We start from the raw sequence: 26,054 nt of genomic DNA on the forward strand, positions 1-26,054 counted from the left end.
AAATTGGTTATGTTACCCTTATACGTTGGAGGGTGATTTCATGGATCATATATATAGAGGACCTCGTCGTCCTAGAATGTCAATGTCACCTTATAATACGAACAGCTTGGTCATTCGCAATCCTTATCAACCCATGTGGTGGTCAGCTGCAATGCCTGGAGCAGGACATATAATGATTGGAAAATCGATAAAAGGTTTTCTTCTATTTATTTTTGAGTTTACTGTTAATTTACAATCGGGAATTAATGAAGCAATCGAATATTCCATGGTTGGTCAATTTCAGATGGTAAAGGATATACTCGATCTTCAATGGCTTTTTGTTCGATTAGCAACGGAAATTAATCAATTTGCCGCTTTAGCTTCAAAGAATAAAGCTCCGATCGAAGCCTTCCGTCTCGACATGGCTGAAATAAACTATTTAAATTATCTTAATCCTTGGGTTGCTGTAGTTTGGTCGCTTTTTACACCAGGTTTGGGACATCTTATCTCAAGAAATATTATACAAGGTGTTTACCTTCTGGCTTGGTTTATTGTTGTTATTTATCAATCGAAAGCTCTGCCAAGTGTATATTTCACGGCAACAGGTCATTTTGAAGAAGCAACTAATGTAATCCATTGGAATTGGGTTTTATATTTGCCATCTCTTTACTTGTTCGCGGTGGATGATTGCTGGAGTCGGGTCATTGAAAGCAATCGACTTTTCCAGATGGAGCAGACTCGTTTTCTAAAGGATAAGTACCAGAACACAAGTTTTCCCTTGTTATAACTTCTATGGAGGCAAAACAAATGTACATTGTTTCAGTTTTCGGACATTCCTTGAGCTTGGAGCTTGCTTTACAAGACCTTGAAGGGGTCATTCCTAACCAAAGGATCTTGGCGATACCACTGGATAAAGAAATGTACCCTGTAAAGATCAATCATCCCTATAATCATGAGGGATTAAATTTGTTTTTTGTTTCGTGTTTATCTTCGATAACCATGCTTCTCGGTGTAATTTACGGTTTTATATTATACTGGGGGCCAATAATATGGGGAATGATTGGACTGGCAGGCGGGGCGTGTACTGGCTTGATTCTTCAAAAAGTGGTTCAGAAACGTAAACAATTAGAGCTTAACCGTTCAGAGCGTTTTGATGTAATAATTATTATTAGATATGAGAGTCAGCAAGAAAGCAATATCATTCGTTCAATCTTGAGCGAATACAGTGCTCTTTCTATTACTGATATGAACAAAGGTTTTTCTGGAGCTTAATTGTAATTCGCTTGTTAATCCATCTTCTCGTATCAGGGGTGCTAAATCGCTCATAAATGAAGCCCCGGCTTTCTTCAGACGGTGCGTATTGAGGAGACAAGCTATTGAGAGAGTAGGCAATTATGTCATTTCTGCATTCCTATCTACATCACTTGGGACTGCTTTCTAACTTGGGTCACACTTTTAATTACCTTTTACTTGTCCCATATTTTTTATCTGTGGTTTATGAAGAAACAAACGGGTGGGACCTAAACCCGTAACTGAAATTCTACTGGGAACCATAGTTCAACCAAAACAGGGAGCAGACCGCCACGGTGCTGTTCCCTGTTCCATTTAGAAACGGGGCTTGTCTGCTACTAGTCAATGACCGTGTTTTCCCTCGTGGGGTTAACATAAAATGGTCTATAAAATGCTGGTTAGGGGATGGTTGTTGTTATCGAGCTGATGATCTTGGATTGTATAAAGGCAGTAGAATCATTAGGGAGTGGTGAGAAACATAAAGAATTATACGAGCTCCTTAGAGCCTTCTCTGTAATAGGTGAGAAATACAACTTGACTACAGATGAGGTTCTTCGGCGATATCTCAATTGGAAGTCCCTAAAACAATAGGTAATGCATCATTTAACTAACGTAAGAACGTTAGCCAAACGATCCAGGAGCAGTTTCCGCCGCGGCAGCTGCTCTTTTTGTCGCTAAGCTATAGGGGAGATTAGTTAAGTGGATAATAAAGGGAATAATGAATGCCTGTTGAAGTTACACATGCAGATCAATTTATTATTTCGAAGGGAGATATGACAATGAGCTTAAAGGTAGAACCTTTGGATTTGCAAAAGGCAGACATATCAGGGTCTAAGTGGCGGGAGGTCAGAGCCGAGGAGCTTGATATTGATAATGTCAGCTTGGCAAAGACGAAAATTAATAACGTAAACATGAGTCAAATGTCTTTGAATGATGTTAATATGGGTGGAATTAAAATCTCGAATGCAAACTTGTCGGGTGTAGGTATTCAGCATGCTAACTTTAGTCATGCTGTTATTGACCATGTCCATCTATTTGGAACGGAATTTCATAATGTGGTTCTTCCTATGGAGGGAGACGGAAACTTCAATCCTGAAGAAAAATATAAACCAGTTAGTTTTCAAAACTGTAACCTATCAAAAGGGCAATTAAGAAATTGTGATTTATCAAATGTTGAGATAACTGATTGCGACATTACTGGATTGAAAATAAACGGTATCTTGATTTCGGATTTAATCAAGAACAATTAAAGGACAAGTGACAAGATGGTTACTTAGGCAGCCGTTTTTATTTACTTCGCTAATGAATACTATAGCTCAATAAACATCAGGACAAAGTTGGCGTCATGAAACGGCAGCCTCGTTGATGAGCTAACGGAGACATTAGTTCATATCCTGTGAGGAGTATTTTAACTTGAACATACTGCTTGGATACAAAAGAATGCTTGGTGTTGTCTTAGTATTTCTTATTTTGGTTAGCTTTTTCTGGCTGCAAAGAACCGTGTATCCATCAGGTCAGTGGATAGAAAAGACCTACCCCCAGGATAAGTCTACCAGTGTTTCAAGAGACATAAAGGTCTCGGCTCAATGGAAAGAAGTTCGGAACAATAACGTAGCCATAATTGTACGATATAAAGATGAGCCGAATGAATATATCCCTGGAGGAAGTTGGGCTAGTGGCCATGGAGTGGCATTTAAGCCGGAGACGGAGTTTAAACAAGGTAAGACAGTATTAGTGACTGTAATAGCAGGCCAAAAGAAACATAAATTTTCTTTTACAACGGAGAAATAGATGCTAGCATTATAAAAATCATTGAACTAACGGTGGAGACGTTAGTTCAACGAGCAGTTGACCTGTGAGTTTGCTGCTCCATTTTCATTAAGATAGGGCTAGGGCAATATACTTCCAATTCGGGGGAGAGTGAGACAAAGCAGAAAGTGGACGGGATAGTAAAATACCGAACTAAACACGAAATGTGTAATCGGCATAGCCTGCGTCTACCTCATTAATCCGCTTCAGCCGCTCGCTCCACCCACGCATTAACCTCTTCAAGCCGTTTGGTATAAGCCTGACGAATGGTATACGCTGCTTGGGAGCCGACTGGCAAACGAAGCGGTGGATTATTACTGTTTATGACGGAAATGATGAATTGCACCGCTTTTTCAGGATCGCCGATCTTTAAGCCCGATATGCCCTTATCGTAGGCGTCATACAACGGCGCATATTCGGTTGTAGTTGTAACTATTTAATGCATTGTGAAGTGCTCATGTCTTAAATGAGCATTTTTTTCTTTTAAAATACGTCTATTCCGCTTACCATACATGTTCCTCTACTTGTTGTTGATTTCAATTGCATCAACGCTGTACTCTTTTTATTTGTTGGTCATTGTGGTACAAATGCATGAAATATGGGTATTTTCTTGTCGCTAATGAGGCTATTTTCTTGTCGTTGTACTATTGGGTGCGATTGACAGCGATAAGTTAACCTGATATTGTAAACTCATAATGATAGTTATCACTAACTATATTGATTGAGGTAGCGTATGCAGAAGGCGAACACCAAGAGCAAGCTGATGCTTGCGGCCATAGATCTCATGGCGGAGAAAGGGTATAAAGGCGTATCGACCAAAGAAATCGCGGCAGCGGCAGGCGTGACCGAGATGACCTTGTTCCGCAACTTCGGCAGCAAAATGAATCTATTGGAGCAAGCGGTAGAGCATTACCACTATGCCGTGGAGATGACCCAGCTATTCCAGGATCAGCTGATCTGGGATCTGAGGGCGGATCTGCTCCTCATTAGCGGCATGTATCATGACATTATGAACCGGAACCGCAAGCTGTTCCTGATCGTGCTTGGGGATAACGAGCTGACAGGCATTCGGGAGAAGGCGCAGAAGCATCCGCAGGCGCTGTTCGAGCTGTTAACGAACTATTTTTCACAGATGCTGGAACAGAATAAGCTGATCGCAAAGGATCCACAGGCGCAGGCGATGACGTTCATGTGGATGAATTACGGTGCGTTCATCTCCCAGCTCTACGGAGGCGGCGCAGCCATGACCGAAGAGACGGCGGCGCGAATTATGGCGTCGAGCATCGAGTTATTCGTAAGGGGGCTAACCCCTTAAATTTTTCGTTGGCGTGTTAGTATGTACGAACTATCTGATGGAGGGGGAAGTACATTGGTGTCTGATGGTAAAGTGGTGGGGAAGACCGCATCGGCAGGTTACCAGATTGGGGTGCGCAGGACGCTTCCCATCTCTAAGGAGCAGGCTTGGTCCTTCCTTACGTCATCCGAAGGCGTGCGCATATGGCTTGGAGAGGTGGCGGAAGTTGCCTTCGCGCAAGGTGCTCGCTTCGCTTCATCCGAAGGAATCACAGGTGAGTTCCGAGTCGTTAAACCTCTCGAACAATTGCGGTTAAGATGGGGCAAGAAGGAATGGGCGAAACCTTCCACGGTTCAGATCCGGCTGCTCGGGAACGATCCGGACCGGACTACGATCAGTTTTCATCAAGAGAATCTGGATCACGCAAGTACGCGCGAGCAGATGAAGCAGCATTGGGAGGACGTGTTGAATACGATCCAGCAGCAGACGATCGTGGCCGACCGAGGAGAGGAATCGCGATGAACTAAATCAATCCTATTTCACCAGCCCTCGATCAGCCACAACGGCTCGATCGGGGGCTTATTATTGCGCACTGCTCGCCCCCGCAGCCGAACCAGTTTCCGCTTGTCTTCTCCGAATCAGTAGTGATACGCTTGTCGTGTTGATCGCTGACTGGATGGTAAGGGAACAATTTCCTTGTCCCTTAAGAGAGGCGGGGTGGCTTGCGCAGAGCATATCGCAATTATATTAAGAACAATTGGTTCATCAAGCTCATTCTCGTCTACGCTTCGATCGCGGTGTTGACGATCGTGACCTTGTCCTACTTCGCTTACTTCTTCCTATCGCGATCGGTTATTCAGAGCCATATGGAGATCCAGCTGAATGCGATGAGCAGCATCGACAATTATTTCGAGGACAAATACGATGCCGTGCAGCGCATGATGCAAGACGTTTACCGTGACCAGGAACTCTCGGATAATGTGAGCTTCCTGCTGAAGAACTCTTACGAGGATTATATTGCGTACCGGCTGGACAAGTACCTCGCCAGCACGAACGGTTCGAAGAAGGGACTGGAATACTTCCTGAACCTCATCGAAGACGATCCGGACATTAAAGACATTATTCTCTACAGCACAGACGGGCAGTTCCTGTACATGATCGACCAGCATAAACAGATCCGGATGGTCGATACGAACGCCGCCTATTCATACGTACCGGATGCCATGCTGCTGCAGAACGAGCCGGTGACCAAAGCGAACGACTGGGTCCTCAAATCGATCGGGCAGAGCGATAGTCCGATGTTCGCGGTCCATAATGTGATCAACGATATGATGACGTACCAATTGGTCGGGCAGATGCTCGTGCTCTTCAATTCGGAAGGCGCTTACAATTCGCTGGCGGACTATGCCGATTCCATGCCGGGCTACATTCTCGTGCTGACGCCGGAGGGCGATGTCCTGTTCGATTCGTCAGGCCGGCATTATGGCAAACGCTATCCGTACGACGATTCCCAAGGCGATGCGAGCTACGGCGAGATTGCCGCCGCCGACTCGTACTTGAATACGCTCACCTCCGATAAGCTCGGTTATCGTATCGTCGGCATTACGCCCCGAAGCGAAATGGCCGCCAAGACCGCTTATTTGATCCGGCTGATCTTGCTGATCAGCACCATCTGCCTATTGATCGCCATTATCGCGCCTACCCTATTCGTCGTGAATTTTGCCAAACGGGTGAAGCGGATCATTCGTCTCATGCGCAGGGTCGAGACCGGGGATATGACCGTCCGCATCAAGGAAGAGAAGGAAGACGAGCTGGGCCAAATATCGCGCGGTTTCAACGACATGATGGACGAGCTGTCCCGTTACATTGACCGCGAATACAAGTCCGAGATCAAACAAAAACAAGCTGAACTGGCCGCGCTGCAGGCGAGGGTCCATCCGCATTTCCTGTACAATACGCTGGAAGTCATCCGGATGCGCGCGCTGTCGCTCGGCGCGCACGATGTGAGCGACATGATCTACAGTCTCGCGGGACTGTTCCGCAGCTTTGTCCAGCAGCAGTCCGTCGTCACCTTCAAGGAAGAGATCGACAATTGCCGCAAGTACCTGGAGTTGTTCCGGATCCGTTACAAGGATCGTTTCACCTATGAGATCGACATAGACCCGGGCCTTGCGCATCTGCACGTGGCCAAAATGTCGCTGCAGCCGATCGTCGAAAACGTGATCGTCCATGGACTCCAAAGCGAACGTGACGATAACAAGGTGGAGATTCGGGCATCGCTGGTCGACGATTCGATCCGGGTCATCGTGAAGGATAACGGGCAGGGCATTCCGCGGGATCGGCTCGAGGCCATCCGGAACAGGCTGCATCTCGCCGATTCTTCCGATGAGGCCCCCTCGTTCGGGCTGCGCAGCGTAGTCGAACGGCTGCATCTGATGTACGGCAAACAATACGGGCTCGAGATCGACAGTGACCCGGGCAACGGGACGACGGTGACGGTATGGTCGCCGGCCGTGAATGGGAGGGAATAGAGCGATGTATCGCGTTTTTCTAGTGGATGATGAGCCGTTCATTCTGGAAGGCTTGACCGACGGCGTGGATTGGGGAGCGTTCGGGCTCGAGGTATGCGGCAGAGCTTCGAACGGGCAGCTAGCGCTGAGCCAGCTGCAACAGCTGAATGTGGATATTCTGATTACCGATATTACGATGCCGCAGATGAACGGTCTGGAGCTGATCCGGGCATCGCGCGACCTTATGCCCGATCTGAAGACGATCATTCTGAGCGGGTATAACGAATTCGATTACGTGAAGCAAGGGCTGACGCTCGGCATCGAGAATTACTTGCTCAAGCCGATCAATTTCGAGGAGCTCTACGCCACGCTGAAGAATACGACCGAGAAGATTAACGCGAGCCGGTCGCATCTGAGTTTCACGGACGAGGAGAAGCATATTCTCCAAGATAATATTTTCTACCGTTGGATGACCGACCAGATCAGCGAAGAAGCGTTCGGCGAGCGGGTGAATATGCTCGGGATGAGACCGGAAGGCGCTTATGCGCTCGCGGGAATCATCCGGCTGAGTCCGTCTGACGACGAGCAGCTGGGCAAGCTCAGACAAGAGATCCACGCCAATCTCGCGGCACCGTGCTTCCGCGATATGGAAGGCGACTTGGTCATCGTCTTCCTGGGCGATCGCCCCGAAGCGTGCACGCGGCTGGCGGAAGAAGCGATTCGCGATTTGATGCTGCGGCATGGATCCGACATGTACCGAATCTCCCTGGGCACAGTAGAGCCCACCGGCGGAGGACAGCGGTTAAGCTACGAGAATGCGCGCAAAGCCCAGGAATATTTTATGCTGATGGACGATAACGGCATTGCCCGCTATAAGCTGTTCTTGTCCGTTGATTCCGCGCAGGCCGTTAAGGTGGAGATCACGTGGGAAGATTACCGGTCGCTCCTCCTGACGAAGGAAGTCGACACGCTGCTGGGTCGCATTGAACAGGACTTCCATAAGCTGCTCGCGGGCGCCAATATGGATCTGCAGAAGCTGCGCGACATGGCCATCGAGATGATCGTCCGGATGAAAATGGAAATCCAGAAGTTCAACCAGAGCGATCCGGCATCGGCCGAGATGCACGCCTGGCTGTTCCGTAAGGTGTCGCAGTCCAAGCGGATCGACGACTTGCTGGCGGCGGTCAAAGAAGCCGTAATCGTGATCATCGGCGAGTTGGAGGAAGCCGATCGCAGCCCCGTCGTGAAGCTGGTCGTGCGGCATCTGGAGCAGCATTATGCCGACAATTTGTCGCTGAAGACGCTGGGTCATAAATTCCATGTCCATCCTGCCTATCTAGGGCGGTTGTTCCAACGGGAAACAGGAGAGGCGTTCACCGAATATCTCAATAAGGTCCGGGTCGAGAAGGCGAAGGAGATGCTGCGGCACTCTCCGCTCAAGGTGCACGAGGTTTCGGCACAGGTCGGGTATCTGGAACCAAGCTACTTCTACAAGCAGTTCAAAAAAATCGTCGGCGTGACGCCGAATGACTACAAGGCGCGTCAATAACGTTCATCCACACTTCCGATCCCGAGGACGGAAGTGTTTTTTTGAATGGGCATGGTCAAACCGTAACCAGACGATTCGCCTGGTTTAATTTGAACAGGTAATGTACAGTTTCTTTTCTATTTGAAAATGCTTTCATGGGTTATCGTGGAAATAGGCAAGGACGATTCATTAGTTGGAGGGGAAAAGAGATGTTCAAGAACAAAAGAATGCTCGCGGTAGGACTGACGGCGATGCTGGGCGGCACATTGGCGCTTAGCGGCTGTAGCAGCAACAACAATGCCAACAACGCTTCGAATCAGCCGGCGCCGGCCGAAGAATCGTCGAACGCGAATGCGCCGGCGGCAGAGACGAAGAACGAGCCCGTGGAATTGATCTGGTACACGATCGGAACCCCGCAGAAAGATACGGATAAAGTCATGGCCGAAGTCAGCAAATATACGGCGGACAAAATCGGCGTGACGGTCAAAATGACGCAGCTCGATTGGGGCGACTACAGCGACAAAATGAAGGTGCTCACCGCCTCCGGCACGCCGATGGACATCTTGTTCACCTCCTCCTGGGCGTTCGATTATGTTCAGAATGCAAGAAAGGGCGCTTTCCTCGCGATCGATGATCTGCTGAAGTCCGAGGGTCAAGGCATCCAGGGCGTGCTGGATCCCGCCTTCCTGGAAGGCTCCAAAGTCGAAGGCCACAACTACGGCATTCCGGCGAACAAGGAGCTTCCCGCGCTTGAAGTATGGCGCTTCAACAAAACGCTCGTCGATAAGCATGGGCTGGATACATCCAACGTATTCTCCCTCGAAAGCCTTGAACCGCTGCTCAAGACGATCAAAGAACAAGAGCCGGACGTCGTGCCGTTCGCGCTGAATAAAGATTATATGCCGGTCGTGCCATACGACTATCTCATCTCCAACCTGCCGATGGCGGTCAAGCTGGATACGACGGTCTACAAGGTCGTCAACATTCTGGATACGCCGGAGATGAAGCAGGCGCTCAAGACGATGCGCGCTTATTACAAAGCGGGCTATGTTTCGCCGGAAGCGGCGACGATCACGTCGCTGGACGATGTGCAGAAAGCCGGCAAATGGTTCATCGACCGTGCCGCGACGACGCCGTTCGCGGACAACCAATGGTCGGCCAGCCTCGGCTATCCGGTCGTGTCGACGCCAGCGAGCGAATCCGTCGTCTTCAACTGGTCGGTCATGGGTTCGATGCAGGCAATATCCGCGAACTCCAAGCATCCGGAAGAAGCGATGAAATTCCTCAATCTCGTCAACACCGATCCGGTGCTGCGCAATATGATCGACTCCGGCATCGAAGGCACGCACTACAAGATGGCGGGCGACAACCGGATGGAGAACTTGCCGGATTCCAAGAACTATGACATGCCGACGTTCTCGCTAGGCAATGTCATGTTGACCTTCTTGAACCCTGGCGACCCGGACAACAAGTGGGATGAATACAAATCGTTCAACGGCGCCGGCAAGCCTGCGCCTACGCTCGGCTTCAATTTCGACGCTTCCAGCGTAACGAACGAACTGGCTGCCATCCAGAACGTGAAGGGCGAATTCTGGGCGGCGCTTATGACTGGCACGGTCGACCCGGACGAATATCTGCCGAAGGCGATCGAGAAGTTCAATGCGGCTGGTCTGGACAAAATCATTGCGGAAGCGCAGAAGCAGCTTGATGCATGGCGCGCCTCCAAATAACAGCTTACAGCTCATGTAAAGAAAAAGGGGGCCGGATCCTATGCGTCCGGCCTCTTCTATTGGATCAGGAAGGAGAAATGTACGATGCTCTCTCGTTCGTTCAAACGATTCCGGCAAAATAAAATGCTGCTGCTCATGGTGCTGCCGGCCGCCATTTGGTTCGTGCTGTTCTCTTATTTGCCGATGGCGGGGTCCGTCATCGCGTTCGTCGAATACCGCTACGATTCGAACGGATTTCTGTCCAGCATCTGGAACAGCAAATGGGTAGGCTTGCGAAACTTTGAATTCCTATTCCAGACAAGCGACGCGCTCATCATTACGCGGAACACGGTGCTCTACAACTTGGCGTTCATCGTGCTCGGGCTGGTGCTTGCTGTCGCGCTTGCCGTGCTGCTCGTTGAGATTCGCAACCGCCGCATGTCCAAGACGTACCAGACTGCTATGTTCATGCCGTATTTTCTGTCATGGGTCATCGTCGGATATTTTGTCTTCAGCTTCTTAAGCACCTCCAAGGGGCTGCTCAATCAATTAACGAGCTGGTTCGGCTTGGACGCGCTCAACTGGTACGCGGAGCCGAAATACTGGCCGTTCATTCTGGTCTTCATCTATCTCTGGAAATTCGTCGGCTATAACAGCATCATGTATCTGGCCGCCATCATGGGGATTGACGGCTCGCTCTATGAAGCAGCCATGATCGACGGCGCAGGCAAATGGAAACAGATCGTCCATATTACGCTGCCGCAGCTGACCTCCTTGATGACGATTCTGACCCTGCTTGCGGTCGGAAGGATTTTTTACGCCGATTTCGGCTTGTTCTACCAGGTTCCACGGGATTCCGGCCTCTTATATTCGACTACCAACGTCATCGATACGTACGTCTATCGGGGCCTCAAGACGTCGGGCGAGTTCGGCATGAGCACCGCAGCGGGCTTGTACCAGTCCTTCGTCGGCTTCGTCCTCGTCATTACCTCGAATTATATCGTTCGCAAAATCAACAAAGACAACGCACTATTTTGATGGAAGGGGGATATCCAATTGGCTACTAGCAGAGTGAGAAAAAGAAACTTCCAACAGGTATCGCGCCCCGTCAACGTAGTTCTCAATATGGCAGCGATGCTGGTCTCAATCGTATGCGTGTTTCCGTTCCTGTTCGTCGTCATCATCTCGTTCACGGATGAGATGGTTCTGGCGAGGAACGGTTACAAAATCGTCCCGGAAGCATGGAGTCTGGATGCGTACCGGTATATCTTCAAGACAGGCGAATCGCTGCTGCGCGCTTATGGCGTCACGATCTTCATTACCGTCGTCGGCACGCTGATCAGTCTCGTGTTCAACACGTTGTACGCGTATGCGATCTCCCGCAGAAGCTTCGCCTACCGCAAATTTTTCAGCTTCTTCGCCGTCTTCACGATGCTGTTTAACGGCGGCATGGTGCCGACCTACATCGTGGTGACGCAGCTGCTCCATCTGCAAGACTCGATAGGCGCGCTCATCTGGCCGATGGCGGTCAACGCGTTCTTCATCCTGATCATGCGCACCTTCTTCGTCACGATGATTCCCGATGCCGTCATCGAGTCCGGGAAGATCGACGGAGCGGGCGAATTCCAGACGCTGTTCCGGCTGGTGCTGCCCCTTGCGCTGCCAGGTCTTGCGACGATCGGGCTATTCAGCGCGCTTGCCTACTGGAATGACTGGTTCAATGCGTTGCTCTATATCGAGAATCCGAAGCTCGTCCCGCTGCAATCGATGCTGATGCGCATCGAATCGAGCATGCAGTTCCTGATGCAGAATGCGTCCAACTCATCCATCAGCACGACAATATTGACCGAGATGCCGCAGGAAACGTCGCGCATGGCGATGGTAGTGCTCGCTACGGGACCGATCGTGCTGGCGTATCCGTTCTTCCAGCGCTATTTTGTCCAAGGGCTGACGGTAGGTGCGGTCAAGGAGTAAGGCATAGCTTATGAACATATGAGTATCCGAAGCCGATCGCTGGACTTCGGATACTGACAAACTGACGGAAGCCCTCACTTATGCCGGTAATGGCGTAAATGAGGGCTTTTTCGCTTAAATATGTTCCGGTCCGTTCTCGCTTTCGGTATACACGGAGATCAGCACGATTGCCGTATCTTCGCCGATATTCCGCACCAGATGGGGCGTGCAGGCGTTCCAGCTGAAGGAGTCGCCTTCTTCGAACTCGGCCGAATCCTCGCCTTGTTCGGCATAGATTCTCCCCTTCATGACGACATGGACTTCTTCGCCTTCATGGGCATTAGGCGCAGCGCCTGTCGAAGCGCCCGGAGGAAGCTCGACGATGACCGTTCTTACATTCTTGGTGAAACTTAAGTGCTCCACCTTAAGATTCTCCGAACCGCTGGTCGTCATTCTTCGCTCGTCCTTCCGGACGATATTCATCCGTTCTTCTTTCTTAAGCAGCAAATAGGCCAGCGGAACCTTGAGCGCTTGAGCGATATTCTCCAGCGTGGCGATCGAGGGAGACGTTTTATTCGTTTCAACCTGACTCATGAAGCCTTGGGATAGTCCGGTTGCTTCGCATATTTGGGCAATAGTGATGTTCTTGCGTTTCCGGATCGCTCGTATCGTAGAGCCGATATCCATGGGATCACACCTCAATAATATTTGTAATACGAAACATAAATTCATATTATCAATATTTCTGTTGACAGGTCAATGCGATTCGCGATAAATTACACATACAGAAAATATATTTTTATTACTAATATTCGTGGGTGGCATGGTCGTCTTATTATAGGCCAACGCGCCGCTTATTTTACAAGATAAGGATGAGGAACATGAATCTGATGTATACGTACGACATTCACATGCCTTCCCGATTGGTGGAAGGGAAGAAGTACGCGACGATCTTCACGCTGCACGGCAAAGGCTCGAATGAACGCAACATGTTCGGATTGGTCGCTCCTTTGGCCGAAGAGTTAATTATTATCGGGATCCGCGGGAATTTGCCGTTAGGTGCCGGTTACCAATATTATGAGCTGAAAAGCTTGGGGAATCCGATTCGGGAGATGTTCGACCAAGCGATTCATCATCTCGAAGCCTTCCTTCATTATGCGACAGACAAGTATCCGGTCGATCCGGACCGGCGGTATTTGCTCGGCTTCAGCCAAGGCGCCATCCTGTCCATGTCGCTTGCGCTGACAATGGGAACGCAACTGAAAGGAATCGTAGCGTTGAACGGATACATTCCCGGATTCGTGAAGACGGATTATGCGCTTCGCAGCATCAAGGATGTCTCGATATTCGCATCGCATGGCGAATTTGATTCGGTATTCCCCGTTCAGATCGGGCATGAGACGGCCGCTTATCTGCGCGAACATACGGAACGGTTGACCTTCAACTTATATCCGACCGACCACGGCGTATCGGAAGACAATCAATTGGACGTTTTAAATTGGCTTAAGACCGATGCCAACATATAATGAAGGAGAGTGTATAAGATGATGCCATCCTATTTTTTCGCGCACGGCGCTCCGTCGATCGTGCTGGAGGATAACGAATATACGAAGCTGCTGAAGCAATTCAAGGATACGATGCCAAGACCGAAGGCGATCGTACTGTTCTCCGCCCACTGGGAGGAAACGGTACAAGCGGTCGGCGCGGCCCAGACGTATGACACGATTTATGATTTTGGCGGATTCCAAGATGAGCTGTACCAATTGACTTATCCGGCCGGAAGCGACCGCGCGTTAGTGGAGCAGATTCAAGCCTTATTCACTGAACATGGAATCCAGAGCGTTCAGGATGAACGTAGAGGGCTCGATCACGGGGCGTGGGCGGTGCTCAAACTGTTATATCCGGAGGCGGATATTCCGGTCGTAGCCTTGTCCGTCAACCGTTATCTGCCTAATGAGCTACAGTATCGGATCGGCAAGGCGCTCGGTGCGCTTCGCGAGCAGGATGTGCTGATCATCGGCAGCGGAGGAACGGTGCATAACTTAAGGCTATTAAATTGGGGACAACCGGATGGCGCTGAACCGTGGGCCGAGCAATTCGATCAGTGGCTCGAGCACAAGCTTGAGACATGGGATACGGAAGCGTTGTTCCGCTATCGCGAGCAGGCGCCTCATGCCCAAGACGCGGTTCCGACCAATGAACACTTCATTCCGCTGCTGCTTGCGATGGGGACAGGTGACGTGAATCGCAAGGCGGAACTTCTGCACCGAAGCTATCAATTCGGCTCCTTAAGCCTGAGCTGCTGGCAATTCAATTAAGATGAAATGATAAAGAAGGGCGGTTCAAACTATGCCCACCGCAATGAAGGCTGTCGTGGAGAGGACGATCATCTTCTCCATTGCCGCCGTCTATATTGTCCTTCAGGTGGCGCCGCTTGAAGAGCTGGTCTATCTCTTGGGCGGATTGGTGTTTGCCGCCATCGCCCTGCTGCTGCCGAAACTAAAGGGGATGACGCTTTGGTTGACGAGTTTCTTCGTGGCCGCGGGAGTCGTCCTGCTAGCCGTTCAGCAAGTCGATGCGAAGGTATGGTTCGAGTCGGCGGGGATCAACGTGACGATCGTAACGCTGTTCCTCTTCGCTCCGCTGTTCGGCATTCCGGTGCGAATTCCCGCATACGTCGAGTCCTTGAAGCGGTTCTACGATGCGAAGCTGCGCAGCAAGAATGCGCTATTCATCGGGACGCAGCTGCTTACGCAGATCATGGGCGTATTCATCAACGTCGGCTCGATCCCTGTCGTGTACCAAATGGTATTCGTGAAGCCGCAGCCAGGCATGAGCCTATTGCTGGCCAATGCGCTGAACCGGGGTTTCGCGGGCGCGATTCTGTGGTCGCCTTATTTTGCGGCCATGACGCTCGTGACCTCATCGCTTCGGCTCCCTTGGTCGTCCGTTCTGCCCTATATGCTTGGGCTTGCGCTCCTCAGCCTCGTCGTAAGCTTGCTCGTCGACTATCGGAAGCTGCAGCATGCGGAGTTAGAAGCGGCCGACCAATTGGAGGAGACAGGTAAGGCGGCAGGAAGGTTCCCGTTCGAACTCGGAATTTACTTAATCGCCGCTATCGTGGTCATTTTGGTGATGGAACGCTTGATCGAGCTGCCCATGGTCTTGTTGATCTGTATCGCTGCAGTAGGTTTCCCGTTATTGTGGTGCCTGGTGAAGGGAGCCATGTCCATATACAGAGCAGGGATCAGGACGCACGTGACGGTTACGTTACAAGCGCTGCAAAAAGAAATCACATTATTCCTGGCCGCCGGTTTCTTCAGCGGTTCGATCGGGGTTACGAACTTCGGGGCGATGGTGCCGAGCTTGCTGGACCATGTTCCGCTGCCGATCTCCGTCACCTTCTCCATCTTGACCGTAATTGTGATCGCAAGCACATCCTTACTCGGCCTTCATCCCATCGTACCCGTGACCATGCTTGCCGGGGGCATCGATCCGGTCAGCGTCCAGATCAGCCCGACGTACTTCGCGGTGCTGCTGCTCGGAAGCTGGGCATTATCCAACCCGATATCGCCGGCATCGGCCGTGAATAACTTGTTGTCAGGACTACTTGGAAAGTCGGTATTCGAATTAGCCGCGCCGAATTACAAATTCGCAGGCGTTATGGCGATTAGTTTACTTATATATGTCGTGCTTGCGCTCGGATAGTTAGAAAGATGAGCGATAGAGATAGAGAGGATAGGTTCAGATGAGAGAGGAACGCACCACGACTAAAGGAATGGAGATCGGTCTGTATACACTGGGCGACCTCGTTCCCAACCCGCATACGAATCAATCGGTAAGCGCGCATCAAAGGATGAAAGAGATCATTGCGGCGGCCAAGCTTGCCGATGAAGCAGGGCTCGATATTTTCGGCGTCGGGGAGCATCACCGGTTGGACTACGCGGCGACTGCCCCGCCTGTCATCCTGGCTGCCATCGCTCAAGCGACCAAGAATATTAAGCTAACGAGCACAACGACCGTTTTGAGCACGGTGGATCCGGTTCGTCTTTTCGAAGATTTCGCGACGCTCGATCTGATCTCGGACGGACGCGCGGAGATTATTGCGGGCCGCGGAGCATTCGTGGAATCCTTCCCGCTGTTCGGGTATGACACGAAGGATTATGATGCCCTGTTTACCGAAAATCTGGAGCTCCTGCTGAAGCTGGGCGAGACGGAGCGCGTTACTTGGGAAGGCCAGTTCCGCTCGTCGCTTAGCGATGCCGAAGTCGCGCCAAGACCCATCCAACAGCAGCTGCCGATCTGGATCGGCGTCGGGGGAACATTGGAGAGCGCAGTCCGGGCCGGCCGTTCCGGACTCGGGATGGCCATTGCCATGCTTGGCGGCGACCCGCGCCGATTCCAACCGCTGGCCGAAGCTTACCGCGAGGCAGGCAGACAGGCTGGCTACAACAGTGAGCAGCTGAAGATCGGCATAACGGGGCATGGTTATATCGGGCGAACGAGCCAACAAGCGATGGATGAATTTTATCCGTATTACCGCAATTATTGGACGTACTTCAATCGTCAACGTGGAATGGCCTTCAACATGACTCGAGCGGATTTCGAACAAATGGCTAGTCCCGAGACGGCCTTGTTCGTAGGAAGTCCGCAGCAGATCACGGAGAAAATCCTGCGCCAACATGAGCTGTTCGGCCATCAGCGCTTCCTCGCCCAGATCGATATCGGCGGATTGCCTTATCGGCAGGTTGCCGAGACCATCGAACTGATCGCGAGCGAGATCGCGCCGGTCGTGCGGAGGGAGACGAGCAAGACACTCGCGAGCAGCGCTCTTGAGCGAGTAGGAACGTAAGAGATTTCTTCATCCGCAACCGTCCCTTGGCACGCAGCCAAGGGACGGTTGTTTCATTTTACCAATAGGTTCATAATGAATGAGATATCGACAACTAGGGAATCAGCATGGAGGATTACATCATGAACAAGCAATCATTATCCGTTACCGCCATTATCGGCTTCCTGATGATGGTGTTGCTCTTGGCCGGCTGCGGAGCTGCAACAGAGACTGGCAATGCCAATCGAATCGATGCGAAGGTGATCAAGGTCGTCGATTCCGATACGATCAAAGTTAAAATGGGCAACACGGAAGAAACCGTCCGCATGCTGCTGATTGATGGGCCGGAGACGGTTCACCCGAGCAAGCCCGTGCAGCCTTTCGGGCCCGAAGCGTCCGACTTCGCCAAGAAGACGCTGTCGAACCAAACCGTGCAGTTGGAGTTGGACGTCTCCGAACGGGACAAATACGGCAGGCTGCTCGCCTATGTATGGATTGACGACCGCATGTTTAACGAGATGGCGTTGGAACGGGGGCTGGTACGCGTCGCGTATGTCTATGCCCCGAATGTCAAATATGTGGATCAGTTCCGCAACATTCAGAAGAAAGCGCAGCAGCAGGGAATCGGAATCTGGAGTATCGAGAATTATGTCCAAGATGACGGTTTCCATCCTGAAGAGGCTGAGGCTAGCTCCGGAGCGCCAGCGAGCGGGGAAGCCGCGGCTGAAGAAGACGTGCCTGCCGCCGCATGCGCGAACCCTACGATAAAAGGCAATATCAATGCCAAGGGCGACAAGATCTATCATGTGCCGGGCAACCGTTCCTACGAACAGACCAAGGCCGAAGAGATGTTCTGCACGGAAGCGGAAGCCGTTGCCGCAGGATTCCGGAAGCCGAAATCATAAGAAGAGCATGAGATGAAGTGACGATCGCTTCCCTGAATTCCACTGGGGAGCGGTCGTTTTTTTCAATACATATTCATGAATACAAAATTGGTCGAAATCTTGTTGTCAACAAGTCTAGATAACGTTAGAGCAATTAGCGGAGGAAGCGTACAATCGTCAGTAAGATCAGATGGATATCCAACAAGAGACGATGAAAGTGGGCGAATCTTTTGGTAACAAGGAAATGTGAACGGTTGTATATCTCGGCTAATGGAAGAGGACTTGAAACAGAGAGAGCGGACGACCGTTTTTATGGCTTGGCGATACCGCGTGGACGATTGCAACTGAACTCCACTGGAAAGATGTGAAGGAATATCTGGCGAACCGCAAGGAAAAGGGTTTTTCCGTCATTCAGATTGTTGCCCTGGATCCGGAAGCCGATCTGGAGATGAGATCCCCGTGCGGCGAGAAAGCGTTAATCGACGATAATCCTTTAACGCCCAACATTCGGTATTTCGAGTATCTGGATCAAGTGATTCAAATGGCCGAAGAACTTGAACTGTATGTGCTGCTATTGCCGGTATGGGGGCAGCTAGTCGTCGGCGACAATTGGTTCGGGAAGAAATTCGATAAGATCATAACGGTAGACAATGCTTATGCCTATGCGTTATGGCTAGGGGAACGATATCGCGCGCAATCCAACCTCATTTGGGCCTTGGGCGGAGACCGGCATCCGGTCCATGACGGGGTCGATTATCGGAATTTGTGGAGGAAGATGGCGGAGGGGCTTGCCAAAGGCGTCCTGGGTAAAGACCTGAAATGGAATCAACCGGATAAGGCTTGGAGCGATCTTCTGATCACGTATCATACCAGCTGCTTTGGCAATCCGCCGCTCTATTCCACGACGGATTACTGGACGGATGAAGACGCTTGGATCAGCTTTAATATGCTGCAGTCCGGCCACAACCCTTCCATTCGAAGCTACGAGCAAGTAGAAAAAGATTACAAAAAGGCGCCTGTTAAGCCTGTGCTGGACGGGGAGCCTAACTATGAAGAGATGCCTTCGGCATTCCCTTTCACCTATCCGATCCAAACCCATGGAGAATGGAATGTAAGAAGAAGGGCATACTGGTCGCTGTTTGCGGGTTCCTGCGGACATACCTACGGGCATCATAGCATTTGGCGCTTTGCCAGAAAAAAAGATGAACGTACGCTCTATACGTGGCAAGAAGCAATGGACCGGCCAGGCGCATGGCAGATGAAGGTATTACGTGACCTTATGGATTCCCGTCCCTTCCACCGCGTGCAGCCATGCCAAGAGATGTTAACTCATCCCGAGAATTGTGCCGACGGTTGCCTGGAAGATCATCGACAGGCCTGCATGGACAGTGAGGGCAGCTTTGCATGGATCTACTTTACTAGCGGCGGCACTGAAAAGATTGACCTGACACACATGAAGGGATCAACGATTCATGCTTGGTGGTTTAATCCCCGTGACGGACAATGTTACGACTCGGACGGATCTCTACTGACGAGACCGTTCGCATCAATCAGCGAGAAAACCATCGTTACGTTCACTACGCCGACAGCGGGTAAAGAAAACGATTGGGTTCTTGTTCTCGACGACGCAGAAGTTGGGTATGCAGCTCCCGGATCTAACACCTCAAACTTGCAATCGGAGAAGAAAGAGGAAGCGGAAGACGAAGTTTTCTTCCCAACGGTCGAGTGACGCGCAAGTTAATGCTTAAGAAAATAACCCTCTAAACTTTCAGCAAATAGGAGACGATAGTTCGGATAGCCAGGAGCAGCTTGCCGCGGCAGCTGCTCTATTTGTGTTGTTAAGTTGCTGGCAGTTTGGTTCAGATAGGCCGAATTTATATATGTAAAGTTTCCTTGACGTAGGGTTGGATATAAAATACATTTTGAAGAAGCGTTTATCTATGAGGACAGTTCAATCGATCTCTAAGTTGATCTTATGGGAGGTTAAAAGGTTGAAAGCAGCGATTTTTAATTCCTATGGTTCGCCTGAGGTTATGGAGATCAGGGACACGCAAAAGCCATCTATCAAGGATGACGATAGGGTGTTGATTCGGGTACGTAATGCTTCGGTCAATACATTCGATTATCTGTGTCGTAAAGGATTTTTACCATTACGGTTAGAGCATGGTCTTACGAAATCCAAAAATCCCATATTGGGCATAGACGTTGCGGGTACGGTAGAGGCTGTTGGCAATAACGTAAAAAAATTTAAGGTTGGCGATGAAGTATTCGGGAGTTGTTTCGGATCTCATGCGGAATATGTGTGTCCTCGTGAGAGTGTACTAACTCTTAAACCCCAAAATATATCGTTTGAAGAGGCAGCGGCTGTACCCTGCGCAGGCCTGACGGCACTGCAAGCAATGCGGGATGTAGCACAAATTAAACAGGGTCAAAAGGTATTAATCTATGGAGCTTCGGGCGGCGTTGGGCACTTTGCTGTTCAGCTTGCGCAATATTATGGGGCTGAGGTAACCGCTGTTTGCAGTACTTCAAATATCCAGTGGGTGCGAAGGCTTGGAGCACATCACGTGATCGACTATACGAAGCAGGAATTCACTGACAAAGGAGAAAAATACGATATCATTCTGGATGCTGTAGGTAAGAGAACTTTCTTCAACTGCATGCGTTCTCTTACCGAGACCGGGATTTATATTACAGAACAGCCCCTACGCCCCAAATACCACCCCTTTCAATTGATGGTTAGTCCTATGATTGGTCGCAAGAAGGCTAAGATCCATCTTGCCAAACCGAATGACTTGGATATGGGATTTTTGAGTCAACTGATAGAGGATAATAAAATTCGTTCCGTTGTTGAGAAATGCTATCCATTAGAACAGATTGTAGAGGCTCACAGGCATATTGAAAGCGGGCGAACCAAAGGGAAAATCGTACTTGGGATGTAAATAGGCGGATATTTCCGAGAGGCGCTACATGAATAAACAGAGCAACTAAAAGGAGCAGCCGCGGCATGCTCCTTTTACTATTTGGCCGTGATGAATTTTAAGGCGAATCTATCATTATTGAACGGCCTCTTGCGAAATGCCCGGATCAATTTGCTACATAGTTATCGCCCCGAAGCATAGTCTAAATGGAAGTGATATAGGAGAGGTGAAGGTATGAGGAAAAGGATTGGAATTATCGGTAACGGGGTTGCCGGCTTACAGCTAGCCTACTCTTTGAAGAACGAATTCGACGTGACGGTGCACCATTACGAGGACTTGGATGAAATTCGCCAAGGAAGAATTCGATCCACGCAAGTTCATTTTCATCCGGCGCTGGAGAGAGCGCAGCGATTTGGAATGCAAGCGGTGGATGGAGCGCCGCCGATTCACACGATCCATTTTAACATGGGCTCGCAGAAGCTATTCGTGGGAAAACTCGCTAGCCCGGCCAAGTCAGTTGACCAGCGCTATGCTTTCGCTGCAGGAACGTCCGATCTGACGCGGCAAGGTGTGATTTTTCGCAAAGCGAGAGTAAAACCAAATGAAATCGGGGAACTAGCTGAAAACTACGATCTATTGATCGATACGACGGGCAAGTCAGGTCCGTTGTTCCCGTTTCCCATAGAGCAAGAACTTACGCCCTTTCAGACACCGCAGCGGAAATGTATTGTCGGCTATTTTACCGGCGTGTCCCCCGTTATGCCTGAGGGGATTTCGATAACGGTACTTCCCGGTGCCGGTGAAATGTTCGAAATCCCAGCTTTAACTGAAAAGGGGCCGGTTACCATTTTGTTTATTGAAGCGGTGCCCGAAGGGCCGTTGGACGCGTTTAAGGGGATCAAGTCTGCGCAAGATTTTGAGGAGCGAATGAAGACAATCGTGCACAATCACTTTCCGGGGGTTTATGCGCGAATCCATGCGGAGCATTTTTCACTGGTGGAACATGGAGCTTATCTCCAGACGGCGATTACGCCAATTGTCCGAAGGCCATATGGGATGCACGGCGATAGACTAATCCTAGGATGCGGAGATAGTGCCATTCTTGCAGATCCGATAACGGGTCAGGGGTGTAACACCGCCTCTTATTGCGCGGAGCAGCTGTTAACCACTCTCTTGGAGCACAAGGACTCCCCTTGGGATGAACAAGTAGGCATGGCGTATTGGTGTCGTATCCGACCGTACGTAACGGCGGTGACAAATTGGACGAACGCGATGACGGGCCCATTGCCGGAGCATATTGCGCAGATGTTGATGCAAGCCGCCCAAGAACAGGAGATAGCGAATCGAATCGCGCACTGGTTCGAGCATCCTTCAAGCGCTTACGAGGCCTTTACTCAAGCGTCTGAAAGGGCGTGAATCGTCCGAACAAAGCGCGCTAACAAAACCGTCCTCCGTCATGCCATGCATGCGGAGAACGGTTTATTTGATTAGATTCCATGCAGGTCGGAGAAGGATAGCCATAGAAGCTTTACCAAATTAAGGGTTGACTATAGTACACTTTCGTAGTAAATTGACATTGAAAGAACTACGAATTCGTATTAAAGGAGCCGCCGGTATGCAGCAGCTATATGACCTATTCCTCAAGACCGGTCTACGCCCGTTCGCATTTATGACCGAAACGCAGCCTCTGGAGCAGAAGGTGACCCGGTCGGATCTATCCACGCTGCTCATTCTGCTCTTCCGGGGAGACCTGACCATGTCCGAGCTGGCAGCCGAGATGGGAGCGCCGCTCAGTTCCATGACGAGCATCGCCAAACGGCTGGAGCGCAAAGGCTTTATCGCCCGTGCGACATCCGCGCAGGATCAACGGGTAAAACGGGTCACCTTGACGCAAGAGGGGAAACAAATTGCCAAGGAATCGGAGCAGATGATGCTCTCGCTGCTCGGAAGGCTGGAGGCGGTATTTACGCCTGAAGAACTGGAACAGTTTACGATGCTTGTTCTCAAGGCCGCAAGAGCGTTCCAAAGCGACGGACCTTCTAAACTGCCCGAAACGAAGAAGGCTTCGGTCAAAATTACGATTGAGGAGTAACCGGTTTGACCGGTCTCTTTTTTACACAATTACTACGAAATCGTACTAAAAGGAGCGAATGGTATGCGGATCATCATCTACACGGGAAAAGGCGGCGTCGGGAAGACGAGTATCGCGGCCGCAACGGCTGTTAAGCTGGCAAGAGCAGGCAAAAAAACGCTTATTCTGAGCACGGATGCCGCGCATAGTTTGGCCGATTCGCTAGGGATGCCGATCGGGCCGGATCCGGTTCAGCTTGACGAGAACCTGTGGGGACAGGAAGTGAGCAGCCTGCGAGAGACGGAGAACAATTGGGGAGCCGTGCAAAGTTGGCTGACCAAACTCCTAGATAAGGCGCAGCTGAGCGACATTACGACGGAAGAGATGTTGGTGTTCCCCGGTATGGAGGAGCTATTCAGCCTGCTGCAGATCAAGAAACATGCGCAGAGCGGGATGTTCGACGTGCTGATCGTCGATTGCGCGCCGACTGGAGAGACGCTGCGGCTGCTCAGCTATCCGAACGTGCTGAATTGGTGGCTGGATAAAATCTTCCCGCATGAACGCAGGCTGATCAAGCTCGTGCGGCCGGTGTCGAAGATCGTGGGAGGCGTCGAGCTGCCCTCCGATGATGTGCTGGACAGCATCGAGCGGTTCGCGCGCGGGCTGGAAGAGATGCAGCAGTTCATCCTCGATCCCGATATTACGTCTGTCCGGATCGTGCTGAATCCGGAGAAGATGGTGCTGTCGGAGGCGAAGCGCTCGTTCACGTATTTGAACCTGTTCGGCTTCAACACGGATGCCGTCATCGTCAACCGGATATTGCCGGATGAGGCGGGAGAAGGCTACTTCGCCCATTGGCGGTCGCTTCAGAAGAAGTACGAGGAGGAGATCGACGTGAACTTCCGCCCGCTGCCGATTCTGAAAGCGCCGATGATGCAGCAGGAGGTCGTCGGGAAGGACATTCTGAATGAGCTGGCAAATGTCGTCTACGGTGACCGGGACCCGGCCGCCATGTTCTACCGCGGCAGAACCGAGTCGATCCGCGAAGAGGATGGGGAGCTGATCTTGGAGCTCCATCTCCCTTTCATCGCGAAGGCGGAGCTGGATCTGACGCAGACGGGAGATGAGCTGACGGTCAATGCAGGTGCTTACAAGCGCAAGGTCATCCTGCCGCGGCCGCTCATGGGGCGGCAAGTGATTGGCGCCAAATTCGCGGACGACAGGCTGTTGATCCGGTTCGGCGGTCGAGATAACCAGAGGAAGGGTTGATGGACGATGCGGGGGAGCCTAGGGGTGGAAAGGTTAATGGAGACTTTGGTACGCGCGGAGCGGCTGTTCGCACAATTCGAGCAGCGGCAGACGAAGCAACATATGCGAAGCGCCGTCAAAGAATGGCTGCTCGCATCTCGGTCGGTCATCGACATCGTCATCGACGCGCTGGAGGAAGAGCAGAACCCGCCTGCTGCCCGCAAGATTAATATTGCAGGCGATGAGCGGTCTGCTGACCGTACAGAGAGGAGCGGAACAATATGGTGAGTCGTACCAAACGTCCAATAGGCCTTCTGCTTATGCTGACCGGGTTGTTACATTCGATAGTCGGGATCGCGATCTACGCGAAGCATTTCGTTCCCATCTTCAGCGAAGGCTTATGGAACACCGTCGGCGAAGGGCAATGGGAGCGCGGGACGGCGTTCTGGTTCATGATGTTCGGCCTGCTGCTCATGCTGATCGGGTATATCTCGGATTGGCTGATGAAAAAGAAAGGCATCGCGCCGCCGGCTTCATTCGGATGGCTGCTGTTCGTGATCTGCCTCATTGGGGCAGTCATCATGCCGGTATCGGGCTTCTGGCTCGGCCTTCCGCAGGCGTGGGTTCTGACGCGAGCGTGAAACCGAACTGCTTCCCGCCCAATAGATAGCGAAAAAAGTGAGACGGCCTTGGTCCTGCGTTCCATTGGACCGAGGCCCTTTAAATTTGCTTGCTGATAGCGTGTAGTCGAAAACTACATTTCTAGAACGGATGTCGGATTTTGAAAAATTGGAAAAAAGGTCGGCGCAGATACTTTACTTAGTTAACGCATTACAGTATTATTGTGTTATCGCAATAACGCAAACTAAATTAGAAAGAGCAGGTGGAGTTTAATGGGAGACAACGTACAAGCTCGCGGCGCATTGCAGCAATTGAAGGCCTACTCGCCAGGCAAGCCGATTTGGGAAGTCCAGCGGGAGTTCGGCCTGACCACAGTCGTCAAACTGGCTTCCAATGAGAATCCGCTCGGACCATCGCCAAGAGCACTGGAGGCGATCGCAAGCGCGATGTCCGATCTGCATCGGTATCCGGATGCGCAGACGATTGATTTGCGAAAGAGCATTGCCGGCAAATTTGACTTGCCCGCCGAACAGATCATCGTAACCAATGGCGGAGATGAGCTGATTACGTTAGTATCCGAAGCATTCCTAGAAGAAGGGGATGAAGTCATCGTGCCCGGTCCTTCCTTCAGCGAATATGAGTTTGCGGGGAAACTCATGTGCGCGCGCATCATTACGATTCCACTATCGGCCAATTACGAGTACGATGTCGAGGCGATGCTCGATGCCGTTAGCGAACGTACCAAAATCATGTTTTTATGCTCGCCCAACAATCCGACGGGCACGATTCTCCGCAAGGCTCAGCTGCAGCGGCTTCTCGACGCTTTACCGAAGCGCATCCTGGTTGTCCTCGATACCGCGTATAGTCACTATGTTACGGCGGACGATTACACCGATGGAATCGAATATGTGAAGGCGGGCTATCCGCTTCTTTGCTTGCGGACGTTCTCCAAAGCCTACGGACTTGCAGGTATTCGCGTTGGCTACGGCATTGCGCCTGAGTCGATTATCCGCAGTATTGTTCAAGTGAAGGAGCCGTTTAACGTCAACGCGTTAGCGCAGGTTGCGGCGGCGGCCGCGATTCTCGATGACCAGCATGTGGAAGCGTCAAGCCGCCTCGTACAGGAGGAGCGACAGCGGTTGTACGGCCTCCTGCGGCAGCTCGGAATTCCGTATACGGAGAGCATGAGTAATTTCATACTCATTAAGCCGGGCGCAAGCGCCGAACGACTCTGCCGACAATTAATGGAGAGCGGGGTTATCGTACGATTCGGCGGCGGATGGGGCTTGCCGGATCATATTCGTATCACGGTCGGCTTGCCGGAAGAAAACGATATGCTCATGGATAAGCTGCGAGAGTTGCATTCCCTTTCCTAAAGGCAATAGACGTAATGGCGATCCGCCGGC

25 protein-coding genes and 2 pseudogenes are annotated in these 26,054 nt (G+C 51.0%); 25 read left to right on the top strand and 2 right to left on the bottom strand.

Going from position 1 to position 26,054, the window contains the following annotated elements; genetic code table 11:
- The first annotated feature begins 40 nt into the window (after nucleotides 1-40).
- Nucleotides 41-766, top strand: a complete 726-nt coding sequence (locus FHS18_RS08130; protein WP_183598875.1) for a hypothetical protein — start codon at nucleotides 41-43, stop codon at nucleotides 764-766.
- Between the two features lie 20 nt (nucleotides 767-786).
- Complete coding sequence (locus tag FHS18_RS08135) at nucleotides 787-1,251, top strand: hypothetical protein (RefSeq protein ID WP_183598877.1); 465 nt, start codon at nucleotides 787-789, stop codon at nucleotides 1,249-1,251.
- On the opposite strand, the pseudogene FHS18_RS35350 reads toward FHS18_RS08135, so the two are convergent.
- Nucleotides 1,217-1,378 (bottom strand): annotated as a pseudogene (locus FHS18_RS35350) (hypothetical protein); the annotation flags it as partial. The gene FHS18_RS08135 and the pseudogene FHS18_RS35350 sit on opposite strands and share 35 nt — an antisense overlap.
- Before the next feature lie 613 nt (nucleotides 1,379-1,991).
- Between FHS18_RS35350 and FHS18_RS08145 the strand changes: the two are divergent.
- The 9 genes from FHS18_RS08145 to FHS18_RS08185 all read left to right on the top strand — a co-directional run bounded on the left by FHS18_RS08145 (nucleotide 1,992) and on the right by FHS18_RS08185 (nucleotide 12,093).
- On the top strand, nucleotides 1,992-2,519 hold the full coding sequence (locus FHS18_RS08145; protein WP_246427536.1) for a pentapeptide repeat-containing protein: 528 nt from the start codon (nucleotides 1,992-1,994) through the stop codon (nucleotides 2,517-2,519).
- 163 nt (nucleotides 2,520-2,682) lie between these two features.
- Complete coding sequence (locus tag FHS18_RS08150) at nucleotides 2,683-3,060, top strand: Ig-like domain-containing domain (protein WP_183598881.1); 378 nt, start codon at nucleotides 2,683-2,685, stop codon at nucleotides 3,058-3,060.
- 751 nt (nucleotides 3,061-3,811) lie between these two features.
- Nucleotides 3,812-4,393, top strand: coding sequence for a TetR/AcrR family transcriptional regulator (locus FHS18_RS08155; RefSeq protein WP_183598883.1), 582 nt, complete (start codon nucleotides 3,812-3,814; stop codon nucleotides 4,391-4,393).
- A gap of 21 nt (nucleotides 4,394-4,414) precedes the next feature.
- Complete coding sequence (locus tag FHS18_RS08160) at nucleotides 4,415-4,894, top strand: SRPBCC domain-containing protein (protein WP_183598885.1); 480 nt, start codon at nucleotides 4,415-4,417, stop codon at nucleotides 4,892-4,894.
- 200 nt (nucleotides 4,895-5,094) lie between these two features.
- Nucleotides 5,095-6,903: a sensor histidine kinase gene (locus FHS18_RS08165; protein WP_183598887.1), complete on the top strand. Its 1,809-nt coding sequence runs from the start codon at nucleotides 5,095-5,097 to the stop codon at nucleotides 6,901-6,903.
- Nucleotides 6,904-6,907: 4 nt separating this feature from the next.
- Nucleotides 6,908-8,431, top strand: coding sequence for a response regulator transcription factor (locus FHS18_RS08170; protein ID WP_183598889.1), 1,524 nt, complete (start codon nucleotides 6,908-6,910; stop codon nucleotides 8,429-8,431).
- A gap of 188 nt (nucleotides 8,432-8,619) precedes the next feature.
- A complete protein-coding gene (locus FHS18_RS08175; protein ID WP_183598891.1) occupies nucleotides 8,620-10,140 on the top strand; it encodes an ABC transporter substrate-binding protein in 1,521 nt (506 codons plus the stop codon).
- Between the two features lie 84 nt (nucleotides 10,141-10,224).
- Complete coding sequence (locus tag FHS18_RS08180; RefSeq protein ID WP_183598893.1) at nucleotides 10,225-11,157, top strand: ABC transporter permease; 933 nt, start codon at nucleotides 10,225-10,227, stop codon at nucleotides 11,155-11,157.
- 18 nt (nucleotides 11,158-11,175) lie between these two features.
- Nucleotides 11,176-12,093, top strand: coding sequence for a carbohydrate ABC transporter permease (locus FHS18_RS08185; protein WP_183598895.1), 918 nt, complete (start codon nucleotides 11,176-11,178; stop codon nucleotides 12,091-12,093).
- Between the two features lie 114 nt (nucleotides 12,094-12,207).
- On the opposite strand, the gene FHS18_RS08190 is transcribed toward FHS18_RS08185, so the two are convergent.
- Nucleotides 12,208-12,759: a helix-turn-helix domain-containing protein gene (locus FHS18_RS08190; RefSeq protein WP_183598897.1), complete on the bottom strand. Its 552-nt coding sequence runs from the start codon at nucleotides 12,757-12,759 to the stop codon at nucleotides 12,208-12,210.
- A 194-nt stretch (nucleotides 12,760-12,953) separates the two neighbouring features.
- Between FHS18_RS08190 and FHS18_RS08195 the strand changes: the two genes are divergently transcribed.
- From FHS18_RS08195 to hisC, 14 genes and pseudogenes are all read left to right on the top strand, one after another.
- Nucleotides 12,954-13,598 carry an alpha/beta hydrolase gene (locus FHS18_RS08195; RefSeq protein WP_183598899.1) on the top strand — a complete coding sequence of 215 codons (645 nt, stop codon included), beginning with the start codon at nucleotides 12,954-12,956 and terminating at the stop codon, nucleotides 13,596-13,598.
- Nucleotides 13,599-13,616: 18 nt separating this feature from the next.
- Nucleotides 13,617-14,390: a DODA-type extradiol aromatic ring-opening family dioxygenase gene (locus tag FHS18_RS08200; protein WP_183598901.1), complete on the top strand. Its 774-nt coding sequence runs from the start codon at nucleotides 13,617-13,619 to the stop codon at nucleotides 14,388-14,390.
- 31 nt (nucleotides 14,391-14,421) lie between these two features.
- Nucleotides 14,422-15,780: a hypothetical protein gene (locus tag FHS18_RS08205; RefSeq protein ID WP_183598903.1), complete on the top strand. Its 1,359-nt coding sequence runs from the start codon at nucleotides 14,422-14,424 to the stop codon at nucleotides 15,778-15,780.
- 40 nt (nucleotides 15,781-15,820) lie between these two features.
- Nucleotides 15,821-16,924 (top strand): LLM class flavin-dependent oxidoreductase, encoded by a 1,104-nt coding sequence (locus FHS18_RS08210; RefSeq protein WP_183598905.1) that lies wholly within the window; start codon nucleotides 15,821-15,823, stop codon nucleotides 16,922-16,924.
- A 122-nt stretch (nucleotides 16,925-17,046) separates the two neighbouring features.
- Complete coding sequence (locus FHS18_RS08215) at nucleotides 17,047-17,808, top strand: thermonuclease family protein (protein WP_183598907.1); 762 nt, start codon at nucleotides 17,047-17,049, stop codon at nucleotides 17,806-17,808.
- Nucleotides 17,809-18,088: 280 nt separating this feature from the next.
- Nucleotides 18,089-19,072: pseudogene (locus FHS18_RS34275) on the top strand (glycoside hydrolase family 140 protein); the annotation flags it as partial.
- A gap of 36 nt (nucleotides 19,073-19,108) precedes the next feature.
- Nucleotides 19,109-19,516, top strand: a complete 408-nt coding sequence (locus FHS18_RS34280; RefSeq protein WP_281378702.1) for a putative collagen-binding domain-containing protein — start codon at nucleotides 19,109-19,111, stop codon at nucleotides 19,514-19,516.
- A gap of 262 nt (nucleotides 19,517-19,778) precedes the next feature.
- Nucleotides 19,779-20,729 (top strand): NAD(P)-dependent alcohol dehydrogenase, encoded by a 951-nt coding sequence (locus tag FHS18_RS08225; RefSeq protein WP_221401247.1) that lies wholly within the window; start codon nucleotides 19,779-19,781, stop codon nucleotides 20,727-20,729.
- Between the two features lie 213 nt (nucleotides 20,730-20,942).
- The gene (locus FHS18_RS08230) at nucleotides 20,943-22,124 is read left to right on the top strand and encodes a styrene monooxygenase/indole monooxygenase family protein (protein WP_183598911.1); all 1,182 of its coding nucleotides are present in this window, start codon (nucleotides 20,943-20,945) and stop codon (nucleotides 22,122-22,124) included.
- Nucleotides 22,125-22,323: 199 nt separating this feature from the next.
- On the top strand, nucleotides 22,324-22,800 hold the full coding sequence (locus FHS18_RS08235; protein ID WP_183598913.1) for a MarR family winged helix-turn-helix transcriptional regulator: 477 nt from the start codon (nucleotides 22,324-22,326) through the stop codon (nucleotides 22,798-22,800).
- 63 nt (nucleotides 22,801-22,863) lie between these two features.
- A complete protein-coding gene (locus FHS18_RS08240; protein WP_183598915.1) occupies nucleotides 22,864-24,048 on the top strand; it encodes an ArsA family ATPase in 1,185 nt (394 codons plus the stop codon).
- 36 nt (nucleotides 24,049-24,084) lie between these two features.
- A complete protein-coding gene (locus tag FHS18_RS08245) occupies nucleotides 24,085-24,315 on the top strand; it encodes a hypothetical protein (RefSeq protein ID WP_183598917.1) in 231 nt (76 codons plus the stop codon).
- Entirely contained in the window at nucleotides 24,309-24,668 is a 360-nt protein-coding gene (locus FHS18_RS08250) for a DUF6463 family protein (protein ID WP_183598919.1), read from the top strand. Before FHS18_RS08245 ends, FHS18_RS08250 begins: the two co-directional genes overlap by 7 nt.
- A gap of 252 nt (nucleotides 24,669-24,920) precedes the next feature.
- Nucleotides 24,921-26,024, top strand: coding sequence for a histidinol-phosphate transaminase (gene hisC / locus FHS18_RS08255; RefSeq protein WP_183598921.1), 1,104 nt, complete (start codon nucleotides 24,921-24,923; stop codon nucleotides 26,022-26,024).
- The last annotated feature ends 30 nt before the right edge of the window (nucleotides 26,025-26,054 follow it).

Source organism: Paenibacillus phyllosphaerae (assembly GCF_014192105.1).
GTDB lineage: Bacteria > Bacillota > Bacilli > Paenibacillales > Paenibacillaceae > Paenibacillus_Z > Paenibacillus_Z phyllosphaerae.